We start from the raw sequence: 20,853 nt of genomic DNA on the forward strand, positions 1-20,853 counted from the left end.
CGGCCGCCCGGGCTCTCGTGTCAAGGCTCTGTAGCTCAGTTGGTAGAGCGTTCGACTGAAAATCGAAAGGTCACCGGATCGACGCCGGTCGGAGCCACTCACGAAGCCCCCGCCGGGGAGACATCGGCGGGGGCTTTCTCGTCGCCCGGCACGTCCCGGCACGTCTCGTCCCCGTGCTGGCGCGTCGTGGCACGTCACAGGGCACGCGCCCGGCTCCCCCGCTGACGGCCCGGGAGTTGCGGACCGACGTGGCTGCCGGTTGAGTGGGGCGAGGATCATCGGCGAAAGGCGGAGACATGAGCGACTGGGTCGACGGGCGCATCCCGCCCGAGGAGCAGAAGCCGACGGTCGGGCAGCTCGTCGAGCGCCTCTCCGAGCAGGCGACCAGGCTCGTGCGCTCCGAGATCGCGCTCGCCAAGGCGGAGCTCAAGGAAAAGGCGACGCACGCCGGCGTGGGCATCGGGATGCTCGTCGTCGGAGCGGTGCTCGTGCTCTACGGGCTCGGGTTCCTCTTCGCCTCGGGCATGGAGGGCCTCGCCACGGTCATGCCGACGTGGCTGGCCGCGCTGATCGTCGGGCTCGTCCTCGTGCTCGTGGCCGGAGGCCTCGCGTTCGTCGGGGTGAAGCAGCTCCAGCGCGGCGTGCCGCCCACGCCGACCGCGGCGGTCGACAGCATCAAGGAAGACGTCGAGACCATCAAGAAGGGGGTTCGCCCGTGAGCGCCGACAAGGCACCCGCGCCGTCCCAGTCGCAGATCGAGGACGAGATCGCGCGCACGCGCGCCGAGCTGGCCGGGACCATCGACGAGCTCACGACGCGGCTGGACCCCCGGGTCCAGGCCTCTCACGTCGCGCAGCAGGCGAAGCAGGCGGCGTCCGACACCGGTGCCTTCCTGACGGGGGGCGGCCTCCCCGAGGAGGACGCCGACCGGTCCCGCAACGTCAAGGTGCTCCTGGGCGCGGCCGTCGCGGGAGCTGCGCTCGTGGTCGCCGCCATCCTCCGCCGGCGCTCGTAGCCGACCACCGGCCGTCGTGCCGGCGCCAGCCTGATCGCGGTGCTGCGGCACCGGGGCCGCGGTGCCGGCCGATCGTGCGGCGCGTGCCTTGACGGTGCGCGCCGTGCCTGTGGTGACGGGCCGGCGCACCTGCTGCGAGGAGCCGGCACGCCGTCGACTGCCGGGAAGGGCGTCCCCTCCGCCGAGCCAGGCCGGGCGTCCGCTGCCGGTGTCAGCTCTTGTCGGCGCCGTCGGCCGGCTCGCTGGCGGCGCCGAGCAGCGCGCGCACCTCGGACTCGCGGTAGCGCCGGTGACCACCGAGGGTGCGGATCGACGAGAGCTTGCCCGCCTTCGCCCAGCGGGTCACGGTCTTGGGGTCGACCCGGAAGAGACTGGCGACCTCGGCGGGCGTGAGCAGAACCTCGGACTCTCCATGCATGGACATCACGGCACCTCCTCCTGGAACGCGCTGGTCCGGCTGATGCCCCGGATCACGACGACAGCACGACGCCAGTTCCCTTCCATTGTCGCAGCATGCGGATTTCGGGCGACTTGACGGACGGGTGAATTAGGGGCCCTATGGTCGGAAGGGCCGGACAGTCGCTCGTGCGGCTTACGGGCACGATGCGGCCCCGGCCTGCGGACCGGCCGGGACGGCGTCCCGGGCCCCGTTCGTGGAGAGCGTGTGACGGTCCGCACGTCGGCGTAACCGGCGCCTGTCCTGAGTGGATGGAATAGGCCCCGAGCATGTACCGTTGGACTCTGAACAGACGAAACTACACCCCGGGGCCGCACGTCTGAGCACGTTGCCGCTCCGCTTCTACGTTGAGGGGGTCGGAGCCATGGGCCGCGGCCGTCAGAAGGCAAAGCAGACCAAGGTCGCTCGGGCGCTGAAGTACTACAGCCCTGAGACGAACTACAGTGCGCTCGAGCAGGAGCTCACGGGTCACAGCCGTACGGATGTCGTGACGGACTCCCGCTTCGGCGCCGAGCCGTCGGAAGACCTCGAGCGCTACGACCAGCGCTACAACGGCTGGTCCGACGACCGCTGACGGTCGGCGCTCCGCCACCCTCCCTGGCGACGGGGCCCCGCCCGCAGGCGCGATCTCCACGCACGACGGCGCCGCCATCCCTCGGATGACGGCGCCGTCGTCGTGCGCGGACCCGCCGGCGCGCCGACGTCCGGATGCGCCGACGGCCCCGCACGCCGACGGTGCGGCGCACCGAGTGCGCAACACTGCGGCGTCGGCGCCTGGGCGCGCGGGCCCTCAGGCGCGGTAGTCGTTCACGAGCCGGACCGCGCCCGCCTGCACGCCCTTCGTGCCTGCGACGAGGTCGCCGTCGACGCCGTCGGTCACGGACGGGTCGAACGCCTCGACCGAGCCGAGCACCCAGGCGGGAAGCCCGAGCGCCTCGCAGCGCGCGAGGGCGGCGTCCGCACCGTCGGCGCCCACGATCGCGACCATGCCGACACCCAGGTTGAGCGTGCTCTCGAGGTCCGTGCGCGGGACGCCGCCGAGCTCGCGCACCAGCCGGAAGACCGGCGGCACGTCCCAGCTCGCGCGGTCCACGACCCCCACGAGGCCGGCCGGCAGGACCCGGGCGAGGTTCGCCGCGAGCCCCCCGCCGGTGACGTGCGTGAACGCGTGGACCTGCGCGGCGTCGTCCGCCGCGAGGGCGAGGCAGTCGCTCGCGTACACGCGCGTGGGCTCGAGGAGCTCCTCCCCGACCGTCCGGCCCAGCTCGTCCGCGTGACGCTCGAGGCCCCAGCCCGCGTGCCGCAGCACGGCGCGCACGAGCGAGTAGCCGTTCGAGTGCAGGCCCGACGACGCGAGCCCGACGAGCACGTCGCCCTCGCGCACGCGGTCCGGGCCGAGGAGCGCATCGGCCTCCACGACCCCGGTCGCCGCACCCGCGACGTCGTACTCGTCCACCCCGAGCAGCCCCGGGTGCTCCGCGGTCTCGCCGCCGACGAGCGCGGTGCCCGCGACCTCGCACGCCGCCGCGATGCCGCGGACGATGCCGGCGATGCGCTCGGGCACGACCTTGCCGCACGCGATGTAGTCGGTCATGAACAGCGGCTTCGCGCCCACGACGACGATGTCGTCGACGACCATGCCCACGAGGTCGAACCCGATGGTGTCGTGGACGTCCATCGCCTGCGCGATCGCGACCTTCGTGCCGACGCCGTCGGTGGACGTCGCGAGGAGCGGGCGGCGGTAGCGGGTCAGCTCGGCGCCGTCGTAGAGCCCGGCGAAGCCGCCCACGCCCCCGAGGACCTGCGGGCCCTGGGTGCGACGCACGGCGTCCTTCATGAGCTCGACGGCCTTGTCACCCGCCTCGGTGTCGACGCCGGCGGCGGCGTAGGTCAGGCCGGCGGGGGTCTTCGGCACGTCGGCAGTCACGGTCGTCGCTCCAGGTGTCACGGGATGGGAGAGGTGCGGTCGGGTCAGGGGTGCTGGAGCGCCCCGGCGCCGCCGGCGGTCACGGAGAGCGACCGGAGGCCGTCCTCGGGCGCGCCGAGCGGCAGCTCGGCCTGCTCGAGGAGGTGCTTGCCGAGCTGGTCGTCCGGCGGCAGCTCGATCGGGTACTTCCCGGTGAAGCACGCGGTGCACAGCTGGGACGCGGGCTGCTCGGTCGCGGCGATCATGCCCTCGGTGGAGATGTAGCCGAGCGAGTCCGCACCGAGCGACTGCCCGATCTCGTGGGGGGAGAGACCGTTGGCGATGAGCTCGGCGCGCGAGGCGAAGTCGATGCCGTAGAAGCACGGCCACTTCACGGGCGGCGAGCTGATCCGCACGTGCACCTCGGCCGCGCCCGCCTCGCGGAGCATCCGGATGAGGGCGCGCTGGGTGTTGCCGCGCACGATCGAGTCGTCGACGACCACGAGCCGCTTGCCGCGGATGACGTCGCGCAGCGGGTTGAGCTTGAGCCGGATGCCGAGCTGGCGGAGCGTGTCCGACGGCTGGATGAACGTGCGGCCGACGTAGGCGTTCTTCGTGAGCCCCTGCCCGAACGGGATGCCCGACTCCGCGGCGTACCCGACCGCGGCGGGGGTCCCGGACTCGGGGACGGGGATGACGAGGTCGGCGTCGACGGCGTGCTCGCGCGCGAGCTGCCGGCCCATCTCGACGCGCGCGGCGTGCACCGACCGCCCGTTGATCGCCGTGTCGGGGCGCGCGAGGTAGACGTACTCGAAGACGCAGCCCGCGCGCTCGATGGGCGCGAAGCGCTGCGAGCGCAGGCCGTCGGCGTCGATCGCGATGAGCTCGCCCGGCTCGACCTCGCGCACGAACGACGCGCCGACGATGTCGAGGGCCGGGGTCTCGCTCGCGACGACCCAGCCGCGCTCGAGGCGGCCGAGGACGAGCGGACGCACGCCCTGCGGGTCGCGCGCGGCGTACAGCGTGCGCTCGTCCATGAAGACGAGCGAGAACGCCCCGCGGAGACGCGGCAGGACCTCGAGGGCGGTGGCCTCGAGCGTGTGGTCGGCGTCGCCCGCGAAGAGCGCCGTCACCAGCGCGGTGTCCGTCGTGTTGCCGCGCGCGAGCTCGCCGCGGCGCTGGCTGCCGTACCGCTCGGCGACGAGGTTGACGAGCTCGGCGGAGTTCGTGAGGTTGCCGTTGTGGCCGAGCGCGACGGTCCCGGACGCGGTCGCGCCGAGCGTCGGCTGGGCGTTCTCCCACGTGACGCCGCCCGTGGTGGAGTAGCGGCAGTGCCCGACGGCGATGTGCCCCGTCAGGGCGTTGAGCGCCGTCTCGTCGAACACCTGGGAGACGAGTCCCATGTCCTTGTAGACGAGGATCTGCTCGCCGTTGCTGGTCGCGATGCCGGCCGACTCCTGCCCGCGGTGCTGCAGGGCGTAGAGGCCGAAGTAGGCGAGCTTGGCGACCTCCTCGCCGGGCGCCCAGACCCCGAAGACGCCGCAGGCATCCTGGGGGCCCTTCTCGCCGGGCATGAGGTCGTGGTTGAGAAGTCCATCTCCGCGGGGGGCCACGTACCTCAGTGTCTCACGGGGACGCCGCGGGCCGGGGACCGCACCGGTCGCGGCCGGGCGGGGAGGGCGGGCGGCGTGGACGGACGGGGCGCGGTCGTTCACGAAGGCGTTACGTCGTCTCACCAGGCAGTCGCGGGTTCCGCTGCGTGGTCACGACGGGCTTCAATCTGGACTTACCCGACCGCGGCAGTCCAGTTTGCCGCACGACCCGGCCCCCACGGCCCCCATCGAAGGACGAGACCATGCGACGCCACCGGACCACGCTCCCCCTCGCCGCCGCGACCGCGGCCACCCTGCTGGTCCTCACGGCGTGCGCCCCGACCGCGGTCGACGGCTCCGGTGGCGGCGACGGCGACTCGTCGGTCGAGCCGACCACGCTCTCGCTCGTGGGCTTCGCCGTGCCGAAGGCCGCCAACGACGCGGCCCAGGAGCTGTGGGGCGAGACCGAGGACGGCCAGGGCGTCAGCTGGGAGACGTCGTACGGTGCCTCGGGGGACCAGAGCCGCGCCGTCGCCGACGGCCTCGACGCCGACTACGTGCACTTCTCGCTCGAGGGCGACGTGACGCGGCTCGTCGACGCCGGCCTCGTCTCCGAGGACTGGAACGCCGGGGAGAACGAGGGCATCGTGAGCCAGTCCGTCGTGGTGCTCATCGTGCGCGAGGGCAACCCCAAGAACATCCAGGGCTGGGAGGACATCGTCGAGCCGGGCGTCGAGATCGTCACGCCCAACCCCGGCTCGTCCGGCTCCGCCCGGTGGAACATCCTCGCCGGCTGGGGCAGCGTCATCGCGAACGGCGGGACCGAGGAGGACGCGACCGAGTACCTGCGCCAGTTCTTCACCAACGCGGTGGCGCTGCCGGGCAGCGGGCGCGACGCCACGACGACCTTCACGGCCGGGACGGGCGACGTCCTCCTCTCCTACGAGAACGAGGCGATCCTCGCGCGCCAGAACGGCGAGACGTTCGACTACGTCGTCCCCGACGAGACGCTGCTCATCGAGAACCCGGCGGCCGTCACGGTGGACGCCGACCCGAAGGCGCAGAGCTACCTCGACTTCGTCCTCACGCCCGAGGGCCAGGAGGCGTTCGCGGCCAAGGGGTTCCGGCCGCTGGGCGACGAGGTCGACGTCGAGGTCGAGGTCGAGGGCGCGAACGACCCTGCCGACCCGTTCCCCGCCGTGCCCCGGCTCCTCACCATCGCCGACGACTTCGGCGGCTGGTCCGCGACGAACGACAAGTTCTTCGGCGACGAGGGGCTCGTGACGGCGATCCAGACCGAGACCGGGAAGCAGTGACCCGTGTCCTCCACCCTCGCTGAACGACCGGGCCGGGCGGCGCGCGAGCGCCCCCCGGCCCCGGCCGCGCCCGGTAGGTCGCGCCGCCCGACGCTCCGCCGGGCACGCAACGGCCCGTACCGGCTCACGGCCGCCTCCGGCCTCGGGCTCGGGGTCTCCCTCCTCTGGTTCTCCGCGCTCGCGCTCGTCCCGCTCGTGGCGGTGCTCGTCGAGACCTCGGCGGGCGGCTGGCCCGCGTTCGTCGCCGCGATCACGCAGCCCCAGACGGCGGCCGCGCTCACGCTCACCGTGTCCCAGGCGCTCGCCGTCACGGCCGTGAACGTCGTCATGGGCACGCTCATCGCCTGGGTCCTCGTGCGCGACGCCTTCCCGGGCAAGCGCGTCCTCGAGGTGCTCATCGACATCCCGTTCGCCCTCCCGACGATCGTCGCCGGGCTCGTGCTGCTCGCGCTCTACGGACCCTCCGGGTCGCTCGGGGTCGACGTCGCCAACACCCGGGCCGCGGTGTTCCTCGCGTTCCTCTTCGTCACCCTGCCGTTCGTCGTGCGCAGCGTGCAGCCCGTGCTCGCCGAGCTCGACCGGGACGTCGAGGAGGCCGCCGCGTCGCTGGGGGCGACCCGCGCCACGACGTTCCGGCGCGTGATCCTGCCGGCGCTCGCCCCCGCGATCACCGCGGGCGCGGCGCTGTCCTTCGCCCGGGCGATCAGCGAGTACGGCGCGCTCGTCCTGCTCTCGGGCAACCTCCCGATGCGCACCGAGGTCGGTTCCGTCCGCATCCTCAGCTACCTCGAGAACGGCCAGCCCGAGCAGGCCGCGGCCGTCGCGTCCGTCCTGCTGCTCGTCTCGCTGCTGGTCATCGCCACGATCCAGCTCGTCCAGCGAAGGGTGGCCCGCCGTGGCTAGGCCCCGACCCGTGACCGACGGCTCCCCCGGCGTCCGGTACGCGGTGCGCACGGTCGTCGTCGTCTACCTGGTGCTCCTCGTGGGCTGGCCGCTGTCCCTCGTGGTGCGCGGCGCGTTCGCCGACGGCCTCGAGACGCTGCGCACCGCGCTGTCCGACCCGAGCGTCGTCTTCGCGCTCCAGCTCACGGCGTCCGTCGCGGCGCAGGTTGTCGTCATCAACACGATCTTCGGCGTCGGGATCTCGATGCTGCTCGTGCGCTACGACTTCCCCGGCAAGGCGCTGCTCAACGCGCTGCTCGACCTCCCGCTGTCCGTCTCGCCGATCGTCGTCGGCCTGTCGCTCATCCTCGTGTACGGACAGGACGGCTGGTTCGGGCCGACGCTCGAGGACGCGGGGTTCCAGGTGGTCTTCGCGCCGCCCGGCATCGTCATGGCGACGGCGTTCGTGTGCCTCCCGCTCGTCATCCGCGAGGTCGTGCCGGTGCTCACCGAGGTGGGCACCGACGAAGAGCTCGCCGCGACGAGCCTCGGGGCCACGTGGCTCCAGACCTTCCGCCGCATCACGCTGCCCGCGATCCGGTGGGCCGTCGTCTACGGCGTGGTCCTCACGCTCGCCCGTGCGCTCGGCGAGTTCGGCGCGGTCAAGGTCGTCTCCGGCAACTTCGAGGGCCGCACCCAGACGTCGACGCTCCTCGTCGAGCAGCGATACCAGGACTTCGAGCAGGGAACCGCGTACGCCGTCGCCTTCCTCCTCGCATCCGTCTCGGTCGCCTGCATCGTCGCCGTCACCTTCCTGCGCTCCGACACCCACTCCTCCCCGAAGGCCCGCTCATGAGCATCGAGATCCGGAACGTCCGCAAGACCTTCGGCGACTTCGTCGCGCTCGACGACGTCTCCGTCTCCGTCCCGACCGGTCGCCTCACCGCGCTCCTCGGCCCGAGCGGCGGCGGGAAGTCGACCCTGCTGCGCGTCGTCGCGGGCCTCGAGCGGCCCGACTCGGGCACGGTGGAGATCGAGGGCCGGGACGCGACCGACCTGCCCGCCCGACGGCGCAACGTGGGCTTCGTCTTCCAGCACTACGCGGCCTTCAAGCACCTGAGCGTGGCGCGCAACGTCGCCTTCGGGCTGGAGATCCGCCGCACCCCCAAGGCGGAGACCGCCGAGCGCGTCGACGAGCTCCTGCGCCTCGTCCACCTCGAGAGCTTCGCGCACCGGCTGCCGTCCCAGCTCTCCGGCGGGCAGCGCCAGCGCATGGCGCTCGCCCGGGCGCTCGCGATCCGCCCGAGCGTCCTGCTGCTCGACGAGCCGTTCGGCGCGCTGGACGCGAAGGTCCGCAAGGAGCTGCGCGACTGGCTGCGCCGGCTGCACGACGAGATCCCCGTGACGACCGTGTTCGTCACGCACGACCAGGAGGAGGCCCTGGAGGTCGCCGACGAGATCGTCGTCGTCAACGAGGGACGGATCGAGCAGGTCGGCACGCCCGACGACCTGTACGACCGGCCCGCGAACGACTTCGTCCTGGGCTTCCTCGGCCCCGTGACCCGGCTCGGCGGCCGGCTCGTGCGCCCGCACGACATCCACGTCGAGGTCCTGCCCGACGGCGCCCCTCCCGCGGGCGTCGCGGCTCACCCCGTCGACGGCCCGGGCGCCACCGTGACCGGCGTCGTCTCGCGCACCACGCGCGTCGGCTTCGAGGTGCGGGCCGAGGTGACGACCGAGGACGAGGTGGTGAGCGTCGTCGTCACGCGGGCCGAGGCCCGGACGCTCGGCCTGGCGCCCGGGGTCGCGGTGCGCCTCGCTCCGGCCGAGGGGGCGCCGACGTCCCCTGCTCCCGCCGACGTCGTCGGCGTCGCCTGAGCACGGGGGGCCAGGGCATCACGGAGGGCTGACGGGACAAGCCCGGCCGGGGCCGGCCGGAGTCGGCCGGAGTCGGCTCAGCGGCGGCCGCGCAGGCTCCTGCGGTCGGCGACGACGGCCCACACCCCGGCCACCGCGGCGCCGAGCGCCGTGCAGGTCAGCAGGATCACCGAGAAGTACACGCCGGGCTTGAAGACGCCGCGGACGGCGTCGGACTGCAGCCACGCGCCGCCCACGCCGAGACCGACGACGACGCCGAGCACGATCCCCACCGTGAAGAACGCGCGGTAGCGCGGCGCGCGACGCACGGTCGTCGGGTCGACGACGTCCTCGATCTCGACCTCGTCGGCGGGCACGGCCGCTGCGTCGCCGGCGGGCGGCCGCGTGCCGGACGCCGCGTCGGCGGGCCGGTCGGCGGGCAGGCCGTCGGGCCCGTCGTCGGGCCGGTCGTGGGGAGCGGAGGACTGCTGAGGGCTCACGAGGACGACCCTACCCGCGCTGTCTGGGAGCCCCGTGCGCGGGGTGGACGCACCGCGACCCGGGTCCGTCGGACGGAACCCGGGTCGCGGTCTGGACCAGCGCGTCAGGGGTGTGTCACCCGCAGGTGATGCCCTCGAACGTGACCTTGTGCTGCTCGTAGCGCGGCGCGGCGCCCGGGACGTACCCGGCGACCGTCACCGAGCCGTCCTCGAGGGAGGACTGGCGGGTGTTGTACGACTGGTACGCCGCCTTGCCCGGCTGGACCGCGGCGAACCGCTTCTCGCCGAACGGCGTGTAGTGCCGCACGTCGATCGCCACGTCCTCGCCGTTGGTCGCCCGCACCGCGAGGTAGGCCGTGCCCGCGAGGCAGCGCGCCTGGGCCGTCACCTCGAGGTCGACGCCCGTGGGCTGCTCCGCCGCCTCGACCATCACGGGGATCCGCGCGGTGGTGCCGCTCGGCTCCGAGACGACCCACAGGTCGTACGCGCCCTCCGCGGCGTCGGCCGGCACGGTGGCCGTGAGCGTCACCGCGCCGTCGGTCACCGTCGCCGTCCCGACAGGATCGCCCGGGTTCTCCGGGTCGAACGTGCCGTCGGCGGGGACGAGGTAGCCCGTGACCGCCGTGTTCTGCGGCGACCCGAGCGACGTCAGGTCGAGGCGCGACAGCGCGACGCTGACGTCCTCGCCCGCCGTGACCGGACCGGGCAGCGCGTCGACGACCACCCGCGACCGCGCGAACGACGGCGATAGCGGGGAGTTGCCGCTGAGGTAGGCGATCCACGCGTCGCGGTCGACGAGACCGGAGTCGCGCGGGTCGGTGCCCTCGGTGAACACCCGGAAGTTGTCACCGCCGGTCGCGAGGAACGAGAACGTCGCGACTCGGTACTCGCCGTCGGGGTCGATCGGCTCGCCGTCGATGGTCACGGTGAGCACGTTGTCCCCCGGGGCCGCGTTCGGGTCGGCGGTGCTCGCCGTCCAGGAGACGTTGTCCGACAGACCGAGTGCCAGGTACGGGCGCGAGGGGCGGTTGCCGTTCGCGTCCGTCTGCCACTGCTGCTCGAGCATCTCGACGACCTGCTCGCCCGTGAGGGTCACGGTCCACAGGTTGTTGACGAACGGGAGCACCGCGTTGGCCTCGGCGTAGGTGATGACGCCGTCCGCGCCGACGAGCAGGTCGCTGCGCAGGCCGCCCGGGTTGACGACGCCGATGTCGGCGCCGCCACGGGCGGGGTCGGCGAGCGTGTCGCGGAGCGAGTTCGCGACGAGGTTGCCCAGCGTCGACTCCGAGGCACGGTCGTCACGAGCACCGGTCGGTGGGTTCGTGACGGGCGGCGCGACGTACACGCCGTCGACGTACGAGCCTCCGGTCCACGCCGTCGTGATGTCGGCCGTGACCTCGCCGACCGGCTGGGAGCCGATGACCTCGGCCTCCGCCAGCGCCGGGTCGAGCACGTCCTTGACCGCCTGCACGCGCGGGTAGGTCTGGACGAGCTGCTCCCACGGCGTCGACGTCCGCGGCACGTTGACCGCGGCGTGGTCGACGACCTCGCCCGTCTCGGTGTCCACCGTGAGCGTGATGCGCCCGACGAACTCGCCGTAGCTGCCCGTCTGCAGGATGGGGCGGGTCGCGCCCTCCACGCCGGGGACCGGCGCCTCCCACGCGTACTGCTTGTGGGTGTGGCCCGTGAAGAACGCGGCGACCCGCGGGTCCGTGCCCGTGACGATGTCGGCGAAGACGCCGCCCGCGGCGACCTCCTCCTCGAGCGTCGAGCCGTCGGGGGTGCCGGCTCCGGCACCCTCGTGCACGAGGGCCACGACGACGTCGGCCTCGCCGTTCGCGTCGTCGCCGTCCTGGAGCTGGGCGGTGACGCGGTTCAGCGCCTCGACCGGGTCGCCGAAGTCGAGGTCCGCGATGCCCGACGGGGTGACGAGCGACGGCGTCTCCTCGGTGACCACACCGACGAACCCGACCTGCACGCCGTCGATCTCGACGACGTCGTACTCGGGCAGGGCGGGGTTCTGCGTTCCCTTGTCGTAGACGTTCGCCCCGAGGTAGGACCACTCCGCCGCGTCGGCCACGCGACCCGTGAGGTCGTCGAAGCCGCGGTCGAACTCGTGGTTGCCCACCGCGGAGGTGGCGAGGTCGAGCGCGTTGAGCACGTCGATCGTGGGCTGGTCGTCCTGCGAGGACGACGCGAACAGCGAGGCACCGATGTTGTCGCCCGCCGAGACGAAGGCCGTCCCGTCGGGGTTCTCGGCACGCAGCTGCTCGACCGTGCCCGCGAAGGACAGCGTGTTGTTGGTGACGACGCCCGTGGTCCGGTTCGTCACGTACGGCTCGATGCGCCCGTGGAAGTCGTTGATCGCGAGCAGGTCGATCGTCGTCGTGCCCGGCTCGGTGTCGCCACCGAGATCCATCCCGACGAGGACCGGGTCGTGGTCGGACGACCGGAACGGCGTCGTGTCGTAGAGGATCGACGCGTTGTAGTTGTACCGGCTGTACTCGTTCGCGATGGGCTCGACCGAGTTGATGTTCCAGATGTCGGTACCCGTCACGACGTCGGCCGCGGCCGGCGAGGCGAACACGTGGTCGAGCGACCCGACGTAGCCGTCGAAGAGGTAGCTCTGCTCGCCGGTCGTCTCGCCGAGGTCGACGTAGCCCGCGTCCTTGAGGACCTCGAGCGGGTCCTCCATCGAGTAGGAGTTGAAGTCGCCCGCGAGGAGGACCTTGTCCGTCCCCGCGCTCGCCGCGACGTCCTCGGCGAACCCGACGAGCGCCGTGGCCTGCGCGACGCGCGACGCGTTGAACGCGCCCTGCCCGTCGCCCGAGTCCTCGTCGCCCGGGAGGACCGGGTCGCCCGAACCCTTCGACTTGAGGTGGTTCGCGACGACGAGGACGTCGTCCTCGGCCGACTCGGCACCGTCGGCCGGCTGGAACACCTGCGCGAGCGGCTCGCGGGCGTTGACGAAGGCCGGGTCGTCGAGCAGGATCTGCGACGCGCCGACCGGCTCGGCCGCGTCCACCTGGTAGATGTACGCGAGGCGGATGACGTCCTCGTCCGCGGGCAGCGCCGCCGGCGACGGGACGAACGCCCACTCGTCGGCACCCGCGTCCTCGTTGAGGGCGTCGACCAGGTCGGACAGCGCCTGGTCGCGGTCCTTGCCGAACGGCTCCGAGTTCTCGATCTCCATGAGCGCGACCACGTCGGCGTCGAGCGCGTCGATCGCCGCGACGATCTTGGCCTCCTGCCGCTCGAGGTTCTCGTCGTTCGCCGCGCCGCGGGCGTCGCAGCCCCGGTTGACCGTGATCGGGTTGCCCGCGCGGTCCGTGTAGTACGTGCAGCCCGTGAGCTCGTCGCCCGTGGTCGTGAAGTAGTTGAGGACGTTGAACGTCGCGACGCTCAGGGTGCCGCCTACCTCGGCGGGCGCGTCCTCGCGCGTGTTCTCGAACGTCGCCGGCTGGACCTCGGCGGCGTTGCCGCCGTCGCCCGCGCGCAGGTGCGTGAGCGGCTGGAAGGTCCACGCCTCGAAGCGGTAGTCGAGGATCACGGGCGTCGTGAACGTGACGCCCGCGCCGACGCGCGCAGGCGCGCCGCCCGTGAGGTACGGGAGCGGGATCGCCTTGTTGGCGGTGGTGTTGAAGTTCGTCGTCGCGCCGTCGTCGAGCACGACTCCGCGGGCCGCGCGGTCCGCGACCGCGGCGGCCGCCTCGGCGCTGCCCGGGCGTCCGGCCGACGTCGGCTGGAGGAACGGGTCCGTCCCGGCCGCGAGGAGGAACGAGCCGTAGTAGTTCGTGTCGTAGTTGTCGGCGACCGTGTAGTCGCCGGCCGGCTGCACGAGCATGCCCTCGAGCGCCTCGCGCTCGGCGTCCGTCGCGGGGAACGCGACGTCCGCGGCCTTGACCGCCTCGGCGGCCTCGTCGAGGACGGACCAGCCGCCTGCGGCGGGCGTGATCTGCGTGAGCGTGAAGTACTCGGAGACCGTGCCCGTCACCTCGACGTGGTCGCCGACCTCGAGCTGCTCGGCCGCCGCCCTGGAGTAGACGAAGATCGCGTCGGACGCGTCGTGGTCGTCGCCCAGGTCCCCGCCGGTGCCCTCGGTCTGGAGGTACAGGCCGTCGTAGCCACCGGTCGGGTAGGTCGCGGTGACGACGCCGCGCGTCGTGACGGTCTGCCCGACGAGCGGGCTCGTGGCCCCCGTGCCCTGGATGTCGGCGATCGGCACGACCTCGCCCGGCTCCGGGTCGGGGCCGCCGTCGTCGCCGCCGTTCTGCGGCGTGACGGTGCTCGAGAGCGTGAAGTCCTTGCTGTTGTCGTCGGTGTCGACGAACCCCGTGCGGTTGACGGACGCGGGGACGTTGTTCGCCGACGGCGCCGGCCCGACCGCGGTCTCGAACGAGTTCGACGTGCCGTACCCGACCAGGTCGACGACGTTCGCGGCGTCCTTGAGGTCGCCCGTGCCGGGGTTGATGGCGCTCGTGCCGTCCGCGAGGACGAGCGTGCCCGTCGTGCCGGACGGGTTGATCCCGCCGGTCGCGTCGGGGGTGGGCAGCGCGGCACCGTTCGAGCCGTTCGAGCCGCCCTGGACGAGGTAGTAGCCGCCGGGCTCGACGCTGCCGGACAGCGGGGTCACGCCCGTGAAGGCGCCCGTGCCCGTCGCGGAGCGGTACTGGAGCGACATGCCCGACACGTCGATCGCCGCGTCGGTGGGGTTGTACAGCTCGACGAACTTGTTCGTGTACGGCGCGTTGGCGCTGCCGCCGCTCAGGTACGCCTCGTTGATGACGAGGCCGGACCCGTCGACGGCGGTCGGCAGGGAACCCGCCGCGGTGGCGGCGGTCGCCGACAGGGGGACGGCGAGCGCCGCGCTCAGCGTCGCTGCCACCACCTTTCCCCGTCGGATCCCGCGCTGCGGCGGGAGGTGGTGGTGGGACACGCTGACTCCTTCATCTCGTGCGGACGGCCCCGGAGCGCCCGTCCGTGCTGGGCGCGGACGCGACGCCCCTGACGCCAGGGTCATCGCAGCGCACGCGGATGAACGGACGGTTGCTGCCGGATCACCACCGTGAGAACGACACCGCACGTCGTCGTGCCGCGTCGGCCCCGCGAGCGGCGGCCGATCATCCACCGGACGCTAGCCCCACCGGTCCCCGGTCGCCAGATCAACGCCCGGAACGTTACGCACCGGTAACACGCAGGGGCGCGTCAGCGGGGACGTGTCGCCTGGAGCGGGAGCAACCAGGACAGGTCGGCCCGCTCGCCCGACGCCCGGACCCGGCCGTCGGCGACGGCGTCCGCCCACGCGAGCTCGCCCGTCGCGAGGCCGAGCCACGTCTGCGGGTCCGTCTCGACGACGTTGGGCGGCGTACCGCGCGTGTGGCGCGGGCCCTCGACCGCCTGGACGGCACCCGCCGGCGGGACCCTCACCTCGACGGCGTGGCCCGGCGCGACGTCGGCGAGCTCCTCGAGCGTGAACCGCACCGCCGTCGTCACGTCCCGGCGCTCGGCGCGCCCTTCGCGCCACGCGGCCAGGGCGACGCGGCCGGCAGCAGGTTCGGTGCGACGTCGGGCGGGCATGGCACCAGCCTAGGCACCGCTCGGCGCCGCGCGTGCGCGGCGGGCCGACGGGTCAGGCCGACGCGAAGAGCACGCGGCGGTCGGCGACGGACGCCTCGCGCAGCGTGACGCGCACGGGGTCCCCGAGCGGGAGGTCCGCACCATCCACGGGGGCGCGCACCGCCGGGTCGGCGAGCACGACCTGACCGCGGCGCCCCGTACCGGTGTCGGCCCCGCGCTCCCGGCGACGGTCGCGCTCGCGGTCGTCCTCGACGTCGACGACGACGCCGTCGAACACCTCGCCGACGCGTCCGGCGAGCAGCGCGGCCTCGACGACGTCGACGATCGCGCGGTCGTACGCGCTCGCGCGCTGCCCGGTCCGCGCCATCGTGCGCGGCAGCGCGGGCAGCGCGTCGAGCACCCAGCGCGGGACCGGCTCGCCGGCGCACAGCGCGAGGCACACCTCCGTGCCGTACCGGTCGACGAGGCGGCGCAGCGGCGCGGTGACGTGCGCGTACTCGGCGGCGATGGCCGCGTGCGCGGCGTCGTCGGGCACGCCCGGCTCCTGGCCCGTGCCGCCGAACGCCTCGTACGACGCCCCCCGGAACAGGCTCGTCGCCTCGGTGAGGAACGCCGCGTGCCGGGGCTGCGCGGAGTCGAGCGTCGGCACGAGTTCGCCGTACGCGACGTCGGGCGGCCACTCGATGCCGAGGGCCCGGGCCGTGCGGCGCAGGCGCGCGACGTCGCGCGGGTCGGCCTGCGGCAGCGCGCGGAAGATCCCGACGCCGCCGTCGCGCATGATGCGCGCCGCCGCGATGCCCGTGAGGAGCGAGACCTGCGCGTTCCACCCCTCGGCCGGGAGGGTCGCGCGGAACACGAGGCCGAACGAGCCGTCGTGCTGCACGACGATCTCCTGCTCGGGGACCTCGAGCGAGACACCGCCGCGGTCGCGCTCCCGCGCGCGGCGCAGCTCGCCGACGACGCGCAGCAGCGCGAGCGTCCCCGCGGTCTCGTCCGACCCGGCCGGCATGCCGGCCGTCCCCGCGCCCGGTGGGAGCGCGTCGATCCGCGCCTGCGCCTCCTCGTACGTGAGCCGGGCGCGCGACCGGACGACCGCGCGGCGCACGGTCGCGTCGAGGATCTCGCCTGCGGCGTCGAGCACGATCCGCCACGCCGCCGCGCGCCGGTCCTCCCCCGGGAGCAGGCTCGCCGCGCCCTCCGAGAGCGCGGCCGGGTGCAGCGGCGTTCGCACGTCGGGGGCGTAGAACGTGCTGCCGCGCTCGTGCGCCTCGGCGTCGATCGCGCCGCCGGGCTCCACGAACGAGCCGACGTCCGCGATGGCGTAGTGCACGACGTAGGCCGCGCCGCTCGCCCCACCCGGACCGGCCGGCTCGAGGAAGAGCGCCTGGTCGAGGTCCATCGACCCGGGCGGGTCGATCGTCAGGAAGGGCAGGTCGCGCAGGTCGGCCCGGGCCTCGGTGCCGCCCGTGTCGTCGGTGCCCGCACCGGCCGCACGAGCCCCGGCCGCCTCCGCCTCGGCGACGACCTCCGGCGCGAAGGCGTCGGGGACCTCCATCTCGCGGCGCAGCGCGTCGAGCGCCGCCCGGACGTCCCGGGTGGCGTCGGGGACAAGAGCGAGGCGGACCTGGGGACTGGGCACGGACCGACCCTACCGAGCCCCGCGGGGGCGCGCCGGACCGCGCGGGCCGGCCCGTCCCACGGCCCGGCCCGCGCGCCCGCTCAGAGGTCCCGCGTGCCGAACCGGTCGCCGGACCCTCGCGGGGCCACCCCTGCCCCGGCGGCGAGCTCGGCGCGCACCTCCGCGCGCAGGCGTCCCTGGTTCTCGGGGTTGGGCGCCGCCCCGAGCAGGAGCTTCGTGTACTCGTGCTGCGGGTCGAGGATGACCTGGTCGGACGGTCCCCGCTCCACGACGTTCCCGCGGAGCATCACGATGATCTCGTCGGAGAAGTGCCGGGCCGTCGCGAGGTCGTGCGTGATGTAGAGGACGCCGAGGTTCTCCTCCCGCTGCAGCCGCGCGAGGAGGTTGAGCACCCCGAGACGGATCGAGACGTCGAGCATCGACACCGGCTCGTCCGCGACGAGGAACCGCGCGCCGGGAGCGAGCGCGCGGGCGATCGCGACGCGCTGGCGCTGCCCGCCGGACATCTCGTGCGGCTGCTTCGCCGCGTAGACGTCGGCGGGGGTGAGGTTGACGCGCTCGAGCAGGTCGTGGACGCGGCGCTCGACGTCGGCCCTCGACCGCGCGACCCGGTGGATCCGCAGCGGCCGCTCCAGGTGGTGGCCCACCGTGTGGAACGGGTTGAGCGACGCGAACGGGTCCTGGAAGACCATCTGCACGTGGTGCCGGTACGCGTCGAGCGCGCGACCACGGGTCGCTGACGGCTTCCCGTCGAGCAGGACCTCGCCCGAGCTCGGGGTCTCCAGCTTCGCGATCATGCGCGCGACGGTCGACTTGCCCGACCCGGACTCGCCGACGACCGCGATCGTCTTGCCCGGCTCGAGCGTGAACGACACGTCGTTCACCGCGCGCAGGGTCGACCGCCGCAACCCGCTGCGGACGCGGAAGTCCTTGACGAGGTTGCGGACCTCGAGCGTGCTCATGCGTGCCGCCCTTCCTGGTGCTCGCCCGTGCGCACGAACGCGCCGCGGTCGCCCGTGAGGCTCGGGAAGGACCCGAGCAGCTTGCGCGTGTACTCGTGCTGCGGCCGTGCGTAGAGGTTCTCCGCGGTGTCGAGCTCGACGATCTCGCCCCGCAGCATGACCGCGATCCGGTCGCTGATCTCGAGGAGGAGGGGCAGGTCGTGCGTGATGAACACGACGGCGAACCCGAGCTGCTCGCGCAGCCGCATGATCTCGCGCAGGATGCCGCGCTGGACGACGACGTCGAGCGCCGTCGTGGGCTCGTCCATGATCATGACCTGGGGGCTCAGCGCGAGCGCCATCGCGATCATGACGCGCTGGCGCATGCCGCCCGAGAGCTCGTGCGCGTAGGAGTCGAGACGCCCGGGGTCCACGCCCACGAGGTCCAGCAGCTCCGCGGCCCGCGCGGCCTTCTCGCGCTTGCGCATGCCCGGGCGGTGCGTCGTGAGCACGTCGTAGAGCTGGGCCCGCACGCTGATGACCGGGTTGAGCGAGTTCATCGCGCCCTGGAACACCATCGAGACCTTGTCCCAGCGGTAGGACCGCAGGGCGTCTCCCTCGAGCGCGACGACGTCGATGTCGCTGCCGCCCTGGTCGTGGAACGTCACCTCGCCCGACGTGAGCAGGGCCGGCGCCTTGAGCAGCCGGTTGAGCCCGTACGCGAGGGTCGTCTTGCCGCAGCCCGACTCGCCGGCGAGCCCCAGGATCTCGCCCCGGTGCAGCGTGAGGGAGACGCCCTTCACGGCGTGGACGACCGGCGTCACCTCGTAGTCGATCGAGACGTCGTGCGCGGTGAGCACCGGGTCCAGCCCGGCGACGTGGTCGTCGTGCCCGCGCGACGTGAGCGGCCCGGCCGAGGTCGTGGCGGTCATGCTCGCACCCTCTCCTTCTCGTCGTCGGCTCGCTCGGTGCTGCGGGACGGACCGTCGCCGCCCGCCGGACCGTGCCCGGTCGTCGCGACGTCGTCGGCGGCGTCGCCGTCCGTGGCGTCGCCCTGCGCGGCGTCGTCGTGGCCGGTCGCGCCGAGGCCCGCCCTGCGGGCCTTGCGCACGCTCTTCACGGCGGCCGGGGCGTTGCGCAGCTTGGGGTTGATGATCTCGTCGATGGCGAAGTTCACGAGGGAGAGACCGGCGCCGAAGACCGCGATCATGAGGCCCGGCGGGACGAACCACCACCACGCCCCCGCGCTCAGCGCGTTGCCGCCGTAGGCGTCCATGATCATGGTCCCCCACGTGATCGACCCGTTGGGCCCGAGCCCGATGAACGACAGACCCGCCTCGCCGAGGATCGCGAGGATCACCGCGCCGAGGAACTGCGCGGCGAGGAGCGGGAGCAGGTTCGGCATGATCTCCACGAGGACGATCCGGGCCGTTCTCTCCCCCGCGACGCGCGACGCCGCCACGTAGTCGCGCGTGCGCAGCGAGCGGGCCTGGGAGCGCAGGATCACGGCGGAACCGGCCCAGCCCGTGATGCCGAGGATCATCGCGACGAGCCACAGGCTGCGGCTCTCGGCGTAGATGGCGATGACCATCATGAGGGGCAGGCCCGGGATCACCAGCATGACGTTCGTGCCGAGCGACAGGAACTCGTCCGTCCAGCCGCCCACGTACCCGGCGACGATCCCGAAGACGAGCGAGAGCGTGATGGCGATCCCGGCGGCGACGAGCCCGACGAGCAGCGAGCCCTTGGCGCCGTAGGCGAGCTGGGCGAGGACGTCGTAGCCGAGCTTCGTCGTCCCCAGGAGGTGCTCCGCGCTGGGCGGCTGCAGGGCCTCGTTGCCCGAGAAGCGCGGGTCCTGCACGACGTACGGGGCCACGAACGCGAAGAGCGTGATGCCGATCGTGATGACGAGACCGATGGCGAGCTTGACCGAGAACGACGGCAGGAGCTGGCGGAAGCCGCGGCGCGCCGTCTGCTCGGTCGGTGCCGCGGTGCCGACGGCGCTCGCCTCGACGACGGTGCTCTCGACCGGCTGGGCGACGTCCGGCTCGGCGGGCAGGCCGTCGACCGCTGCCTCGTCGAGGGGTACCGCCGGGCCGGCCTTCTTGGCGAGCTCCTGCTCGCGGATGTCGTCAGCCATTGTGCCGCGTCCTCGGGTCGATGAAGCCGTAGACCAGGTCCATGAAGAAGGTCGCCACCAGCACGGTGAGGGTGATGACGAGGAACAGGCCCTGCATGAGCGCGTAGTCGTTGCCCTGGACGGCCGTGATCATGAGCTTGCCGAGCCCCGGGTACGTGAACACCTGCTCCATGACGATCGCGCCCGTGACGACGAACGCGAGCGAGATGCCGAAGCCGGCGATCGAGGGCAGCGCGGCGTTGCGCGTCGCGTACGTGAGGAGGATCCGCGACCTCCGCAGGCCCTTGGCCTCGGCGGTCGTGATGTAGTCCTCCGACAGTGTCGAGACCATCATGTTGCGCATCCCGAGCAGCCACGCCCCGAACGACGAGAGCACGACCGTCAGGGCGGGCAGGAAGCCGTGGTAGATCACCGAGCCGACGAACTCCCAGCTCAGCTCGGGACCGTCGAACGTGAAGACGTCGTACCCGCCGATGCGCGGGAAGACCGGGTTCTGCACGGCGAAGAGGTAGGCCAGCAGGAGCGCGACCCAGAAGTACGGGAGCGACTGGAGCAGCGTCGACGCCGGGATGAGGTTGTCGACCCACGTGCCGCGACGCCAGCCGATCCACGCGCCGCCCGCGATGCCGATGACGAACGAGATGACCGTCGCGAGGCCGAGCAGGCCGATCGACCACGGCAGCGCGGACCCGATGAGCTCGGTGACGGGTGTGGGGAACTTCGTGACGGAGACGCCGAGGTCCCCGCGGAGGATGTTGCCCCAGTACGCGACGTACTGGTCCCACATCGACTGGTCGGTGTCCGCTCCGAGGAGGAGCCGGATGGTCTTCTCGACCCCGGGTGCGACCTCGCCGCTGCGGGCCATCTTGGCCAGCATGATGTCGGCGGGGTCGCCCGGCATCAGCCGGGGGATCAGGAAGTTCAGGGAGATGGCAGCCCACAGGGTGAACGCGTAGAACGCGATCCGCCGGGCGTAGTACTTCATCGGGTGCGTCCCTCGGTCATCACGGCTCCTCCTCGGTGCGGTTCAG

Annotated in this window: 18 protein-coding genes and 1 tRNA gene; 8 read left to right on the top strand and 11 right to left on the bottom strand. The window is 73.0% G+C overall.

Annotated elements, in window-relative coordinates:
* Positions 1-24: 24 nt before the first annotated feature.
* The 3 genes from ACWPWV_RS03900 (at position 25) to ACWPWV_RS03910 (ending at position 1,015) form a co-directional block, all read left to right on the top strand.
* Positions 25-97: transfer RNA gene (locus ACWPWV_RS03900), tRNA-Phe, on the top strand.
* 199 nt (positions 98-296) lie between these two features.
* The gene (locus ACWPWV_RS03905) at positions 297-719 is read left to right on the top strand and encodes a phage holin family protein (protein ID WP_454041643.1); all 423 of its coding nucleotides are present in this window, start codon (positions 297-299) and stop codon (positions 717-719) included.
* Positions 716-1,015 (top strand): DUF3618 domain-containing protein, encoded by a 300-nt coding sequence (locus ACWPWV_RS03910; protein ID WP_454041644.1) that lies wholly within the window; start codon positions 716-718, stop codon positions 1,013-1,015. The genes ACWPWV_RS03905 and ACWPWV_RS03910 overlap by 4 nt, the downstream gene beginning before the upstream one ends.
* 211 nt (positions 1,016-1,226) lie before the next feature.
* On the opposite strand, the gene ACWPWV_RS03915 is transcribed toward ACWPWV_RS03910, so the two are convergent.
* The gene (locus ACWPWV_RS03915) at positions 1,227-1,439 is read right to left on the bottom strand and encodes a BldC family transcriptional regulator (RefSeq protein ID WP_454041645.1); all 213 of its coding nucleotides are present in this window, start codon (positions 1,437-1,439) and stop codon (positions 1,227-1,229) included.
* A gap of 397 nt (positions 1,440-1,836) precedes the next feature.
* Between ACWPWV_RS03915 and ACWPWV_RS03920 the strand changes: the two genes are divergently transcribed.
* Complete coding sequence (locus tag ACWPWV_RS03920) at positions 1,837-2,046, top strand: DUF3073 domain-containing protein (protein WP_454042806.1); 210 nt, start codon at positions 1,837-1,839, stop codon at positions 2,044-2,046.
* Positions 2,047-2,262: 216 nt separating this feature from the next.
* On the opposite strand, the gene purM is transcribed toward ACWPWV_RS03920, so the two are convergent.
* Both purM and purF read right to left on the bottom strand, forming a co-directional pair.
* Complete coding sequence (gene purM / locus ACWPWV_RS03925) at positions 2,263-3,387, bottom strand: phosphoribosylformylglycinamidine cyclo-ligase (protein WP_454041646.1); 1,125 nt, start codon at positions 3,385-3,387, stop codon at positions 2,263-2,265.
* 56 nt (positions 3,388-3,443) lie between these two features.
* The gene (purF, locus tag ACWPWV_RS03930) at positions 3,444-4,991 is read right to left on the bottom strand and encodes an amidophosphoribosyltransferase (protein WP_454041647.1); all 1,548 of its coding nucleotides are present in this window, start codon (positions 4,989-4,991) and stop codon (positions 3,444-3,446) included.
* Positions 4,992-5,233: 242 nt separating this feature from the next.
* Between purF and ACWPWV_RS03935 the strand changes: the two genes are divergently transcribed.
* From ACWPWV_RS03935 to ACWPWV_RS03950, 4 genes are read left to right on the top strand one after another with little or no spacing between them, the layout of a single operon-like run.
* Positions 5,234-6,286, top strand: a complete 1,053-nt coding sequence (locus ACWPWV_RS03935; protein ID WP_454041648.1) for a sulfate ABC transporter substrate-binding protein — start codon at positions 5,234-5,236, stop codon at positions 6,284-6,286.
* A 3-nt stretch (positions 6,287-6,289) separates the two neighbouring features.
* Positions 6,290-7,189, top strand: a complete 900-nt coding sequence (gene cysT / locus ACWPWV_RS03940; RefSeq protein ID WP_454041649.1) for a sulfate ABC transporter permease subunit CysT — start codon at positions 6,290-6,292, stop codon at positions 7,187-7,189.
* Positions 7,182-8,024: a sulfate ABC transporter permease gene (locus tag ACWPWV_RS03945; RefSeq protein WP_454041650.1), complete on the top strand. Its 843-nt coding sequence runs from the start codon at positions 7,182-7,184 to the stop codon at positions 8,022-8,024. The genes cysT and ACWPWV_RS03945 overlap by 8 nt, the downstream gene beginning before the upstream one ends.
* On the top strand, positions 8,021-9,046 hold the full coding sequence (locus ACWPWV_RS03950; protein WP_454041651.1) for a sulfate/molybdate ABC transporter ATP-binding protein: 1,026 nt from the start codon (positions 8,021-8,023) through the stop codon (positions 9,044-9,046). Before ACWPWV_RS03945 ends, ACWPWV_RS03950 begins: the two co-directional genes overlap by 4 nt.
* 77 nt (positions 9,047-9,123) lie before the next feature.
* Here ACWPWV_RS03950 and ACWPWV_RS03955 read toward each other — a convergent pair whose 3' ends face one another.
* From ACWPWV_RS03955 to ACWPWV_RS03990, 8 genes are all read right to left on the bottom strand, one after another.
* Positions 9,124-9,525: a hypothetical protein gene (locus tag ACWPWV_RS03955; protein WP_454041652.1), complete on the bottom strand. Its 402-nt coding sequence runs from the start codon at positions 9,523-9,525 to the stop codon at positions 9,124-9,126.
* Between the two features lie 115 nt (positions 9,526-9,640).
* Complete coding sequence (locus ACWPWV_RS03960; protein ID WP_454041653.1) at positions 9,641-14,461, bottom strand: ExeM/NucH family extracellular endonuclease; 4,821 nt, start codon at positions 14,459-14,461, stop codon at positions 9,641-9,643.
* Positions 14,462-14,730: 269 nt separating this feature from the next.
* The gene (locus ACWPWV_RS03965; protein ID WP_454041654.1) at positions 14,731-15,102 is read right to left on the bottom strand and encodes a sterol carrier family protein; all 372 of its coding nucleotides are present in this window, start codon (positions 15,100-15,102) and stop codon (positions 14,731-14,733) included.
* A 52-nt stretch (positions 15,103-15,154) separates the two neighbouring features.
* Positions 15,155-16,741, bottom strand: a complete 1,587-nt coding sequence (locus tag ACWPWV_RS03970; RefSeq protein ID WP_454041655.1) for an RNB domain-containing ribonuclease — start codon at positions 16,739-16,741, stop codon at positions 15,155-15,157.
* Between the two features lie 80 nt (positions 16,742-16,821).
* The gene (locus ACWPWV_RS03975) at positions 16,822-17,703 is read right to left on the bottom strand and encodes an ABC transporter ATP-binding protein (protein WP_454041656.1); all 882 of its coding nucleotides are present in this window, start codon (positions 17,701-17,703) and stop codon (positions 16,822-16,824) included.
* Entirely contained in the window at positions 17,700-18,614 is a 915-nt protein-coding gene (locus ACWPWV_RS03980; protein ID WP_454041657.1) for an ABC transporter ATP-binding protein, read from the bottom strand. The genes ACWPWV_RS03975 and ACWPWV_RS03980 overlap by 4 nt, the downstream gene beginning before the upstream one ends.
* Positions 18,611-19,822, bottom strand: a complete 1,212-nt coding sequence (locus ACWPWV_RS03985) for an ABC transporter permease (protein WP_454041658.1) — start codon at positions 19,820-19,822, stop codon at positions 18,611-18,613. Before ACWPWV_RS03985 ends, ACWPWV_RS03980 begins: the two co-directional genes overlap by 4 nt.
* Positions 19,815-20,807: an ABC transporter permease gene (locus ACWPWV_RS03990; RefSeq protein ID WP_454041659.1), complete on the bottom strand. Its 993-nt coding sequence runs from the start codon at positions 20,805-20,807 to the stop codon at positions 19,815-19,817. Before ACWPWV_RS03990 ends, ACWPWV_RS03985 begins: the two co-directional genes overlap by 8 nt.
* Between the last annotated feature and the right edge of the window lie 46 nt (positions 20,808-20,853).

Source organism: Cellulosimicrobium sp. Marseille-Q8652 (assembly GCF_965112045.1).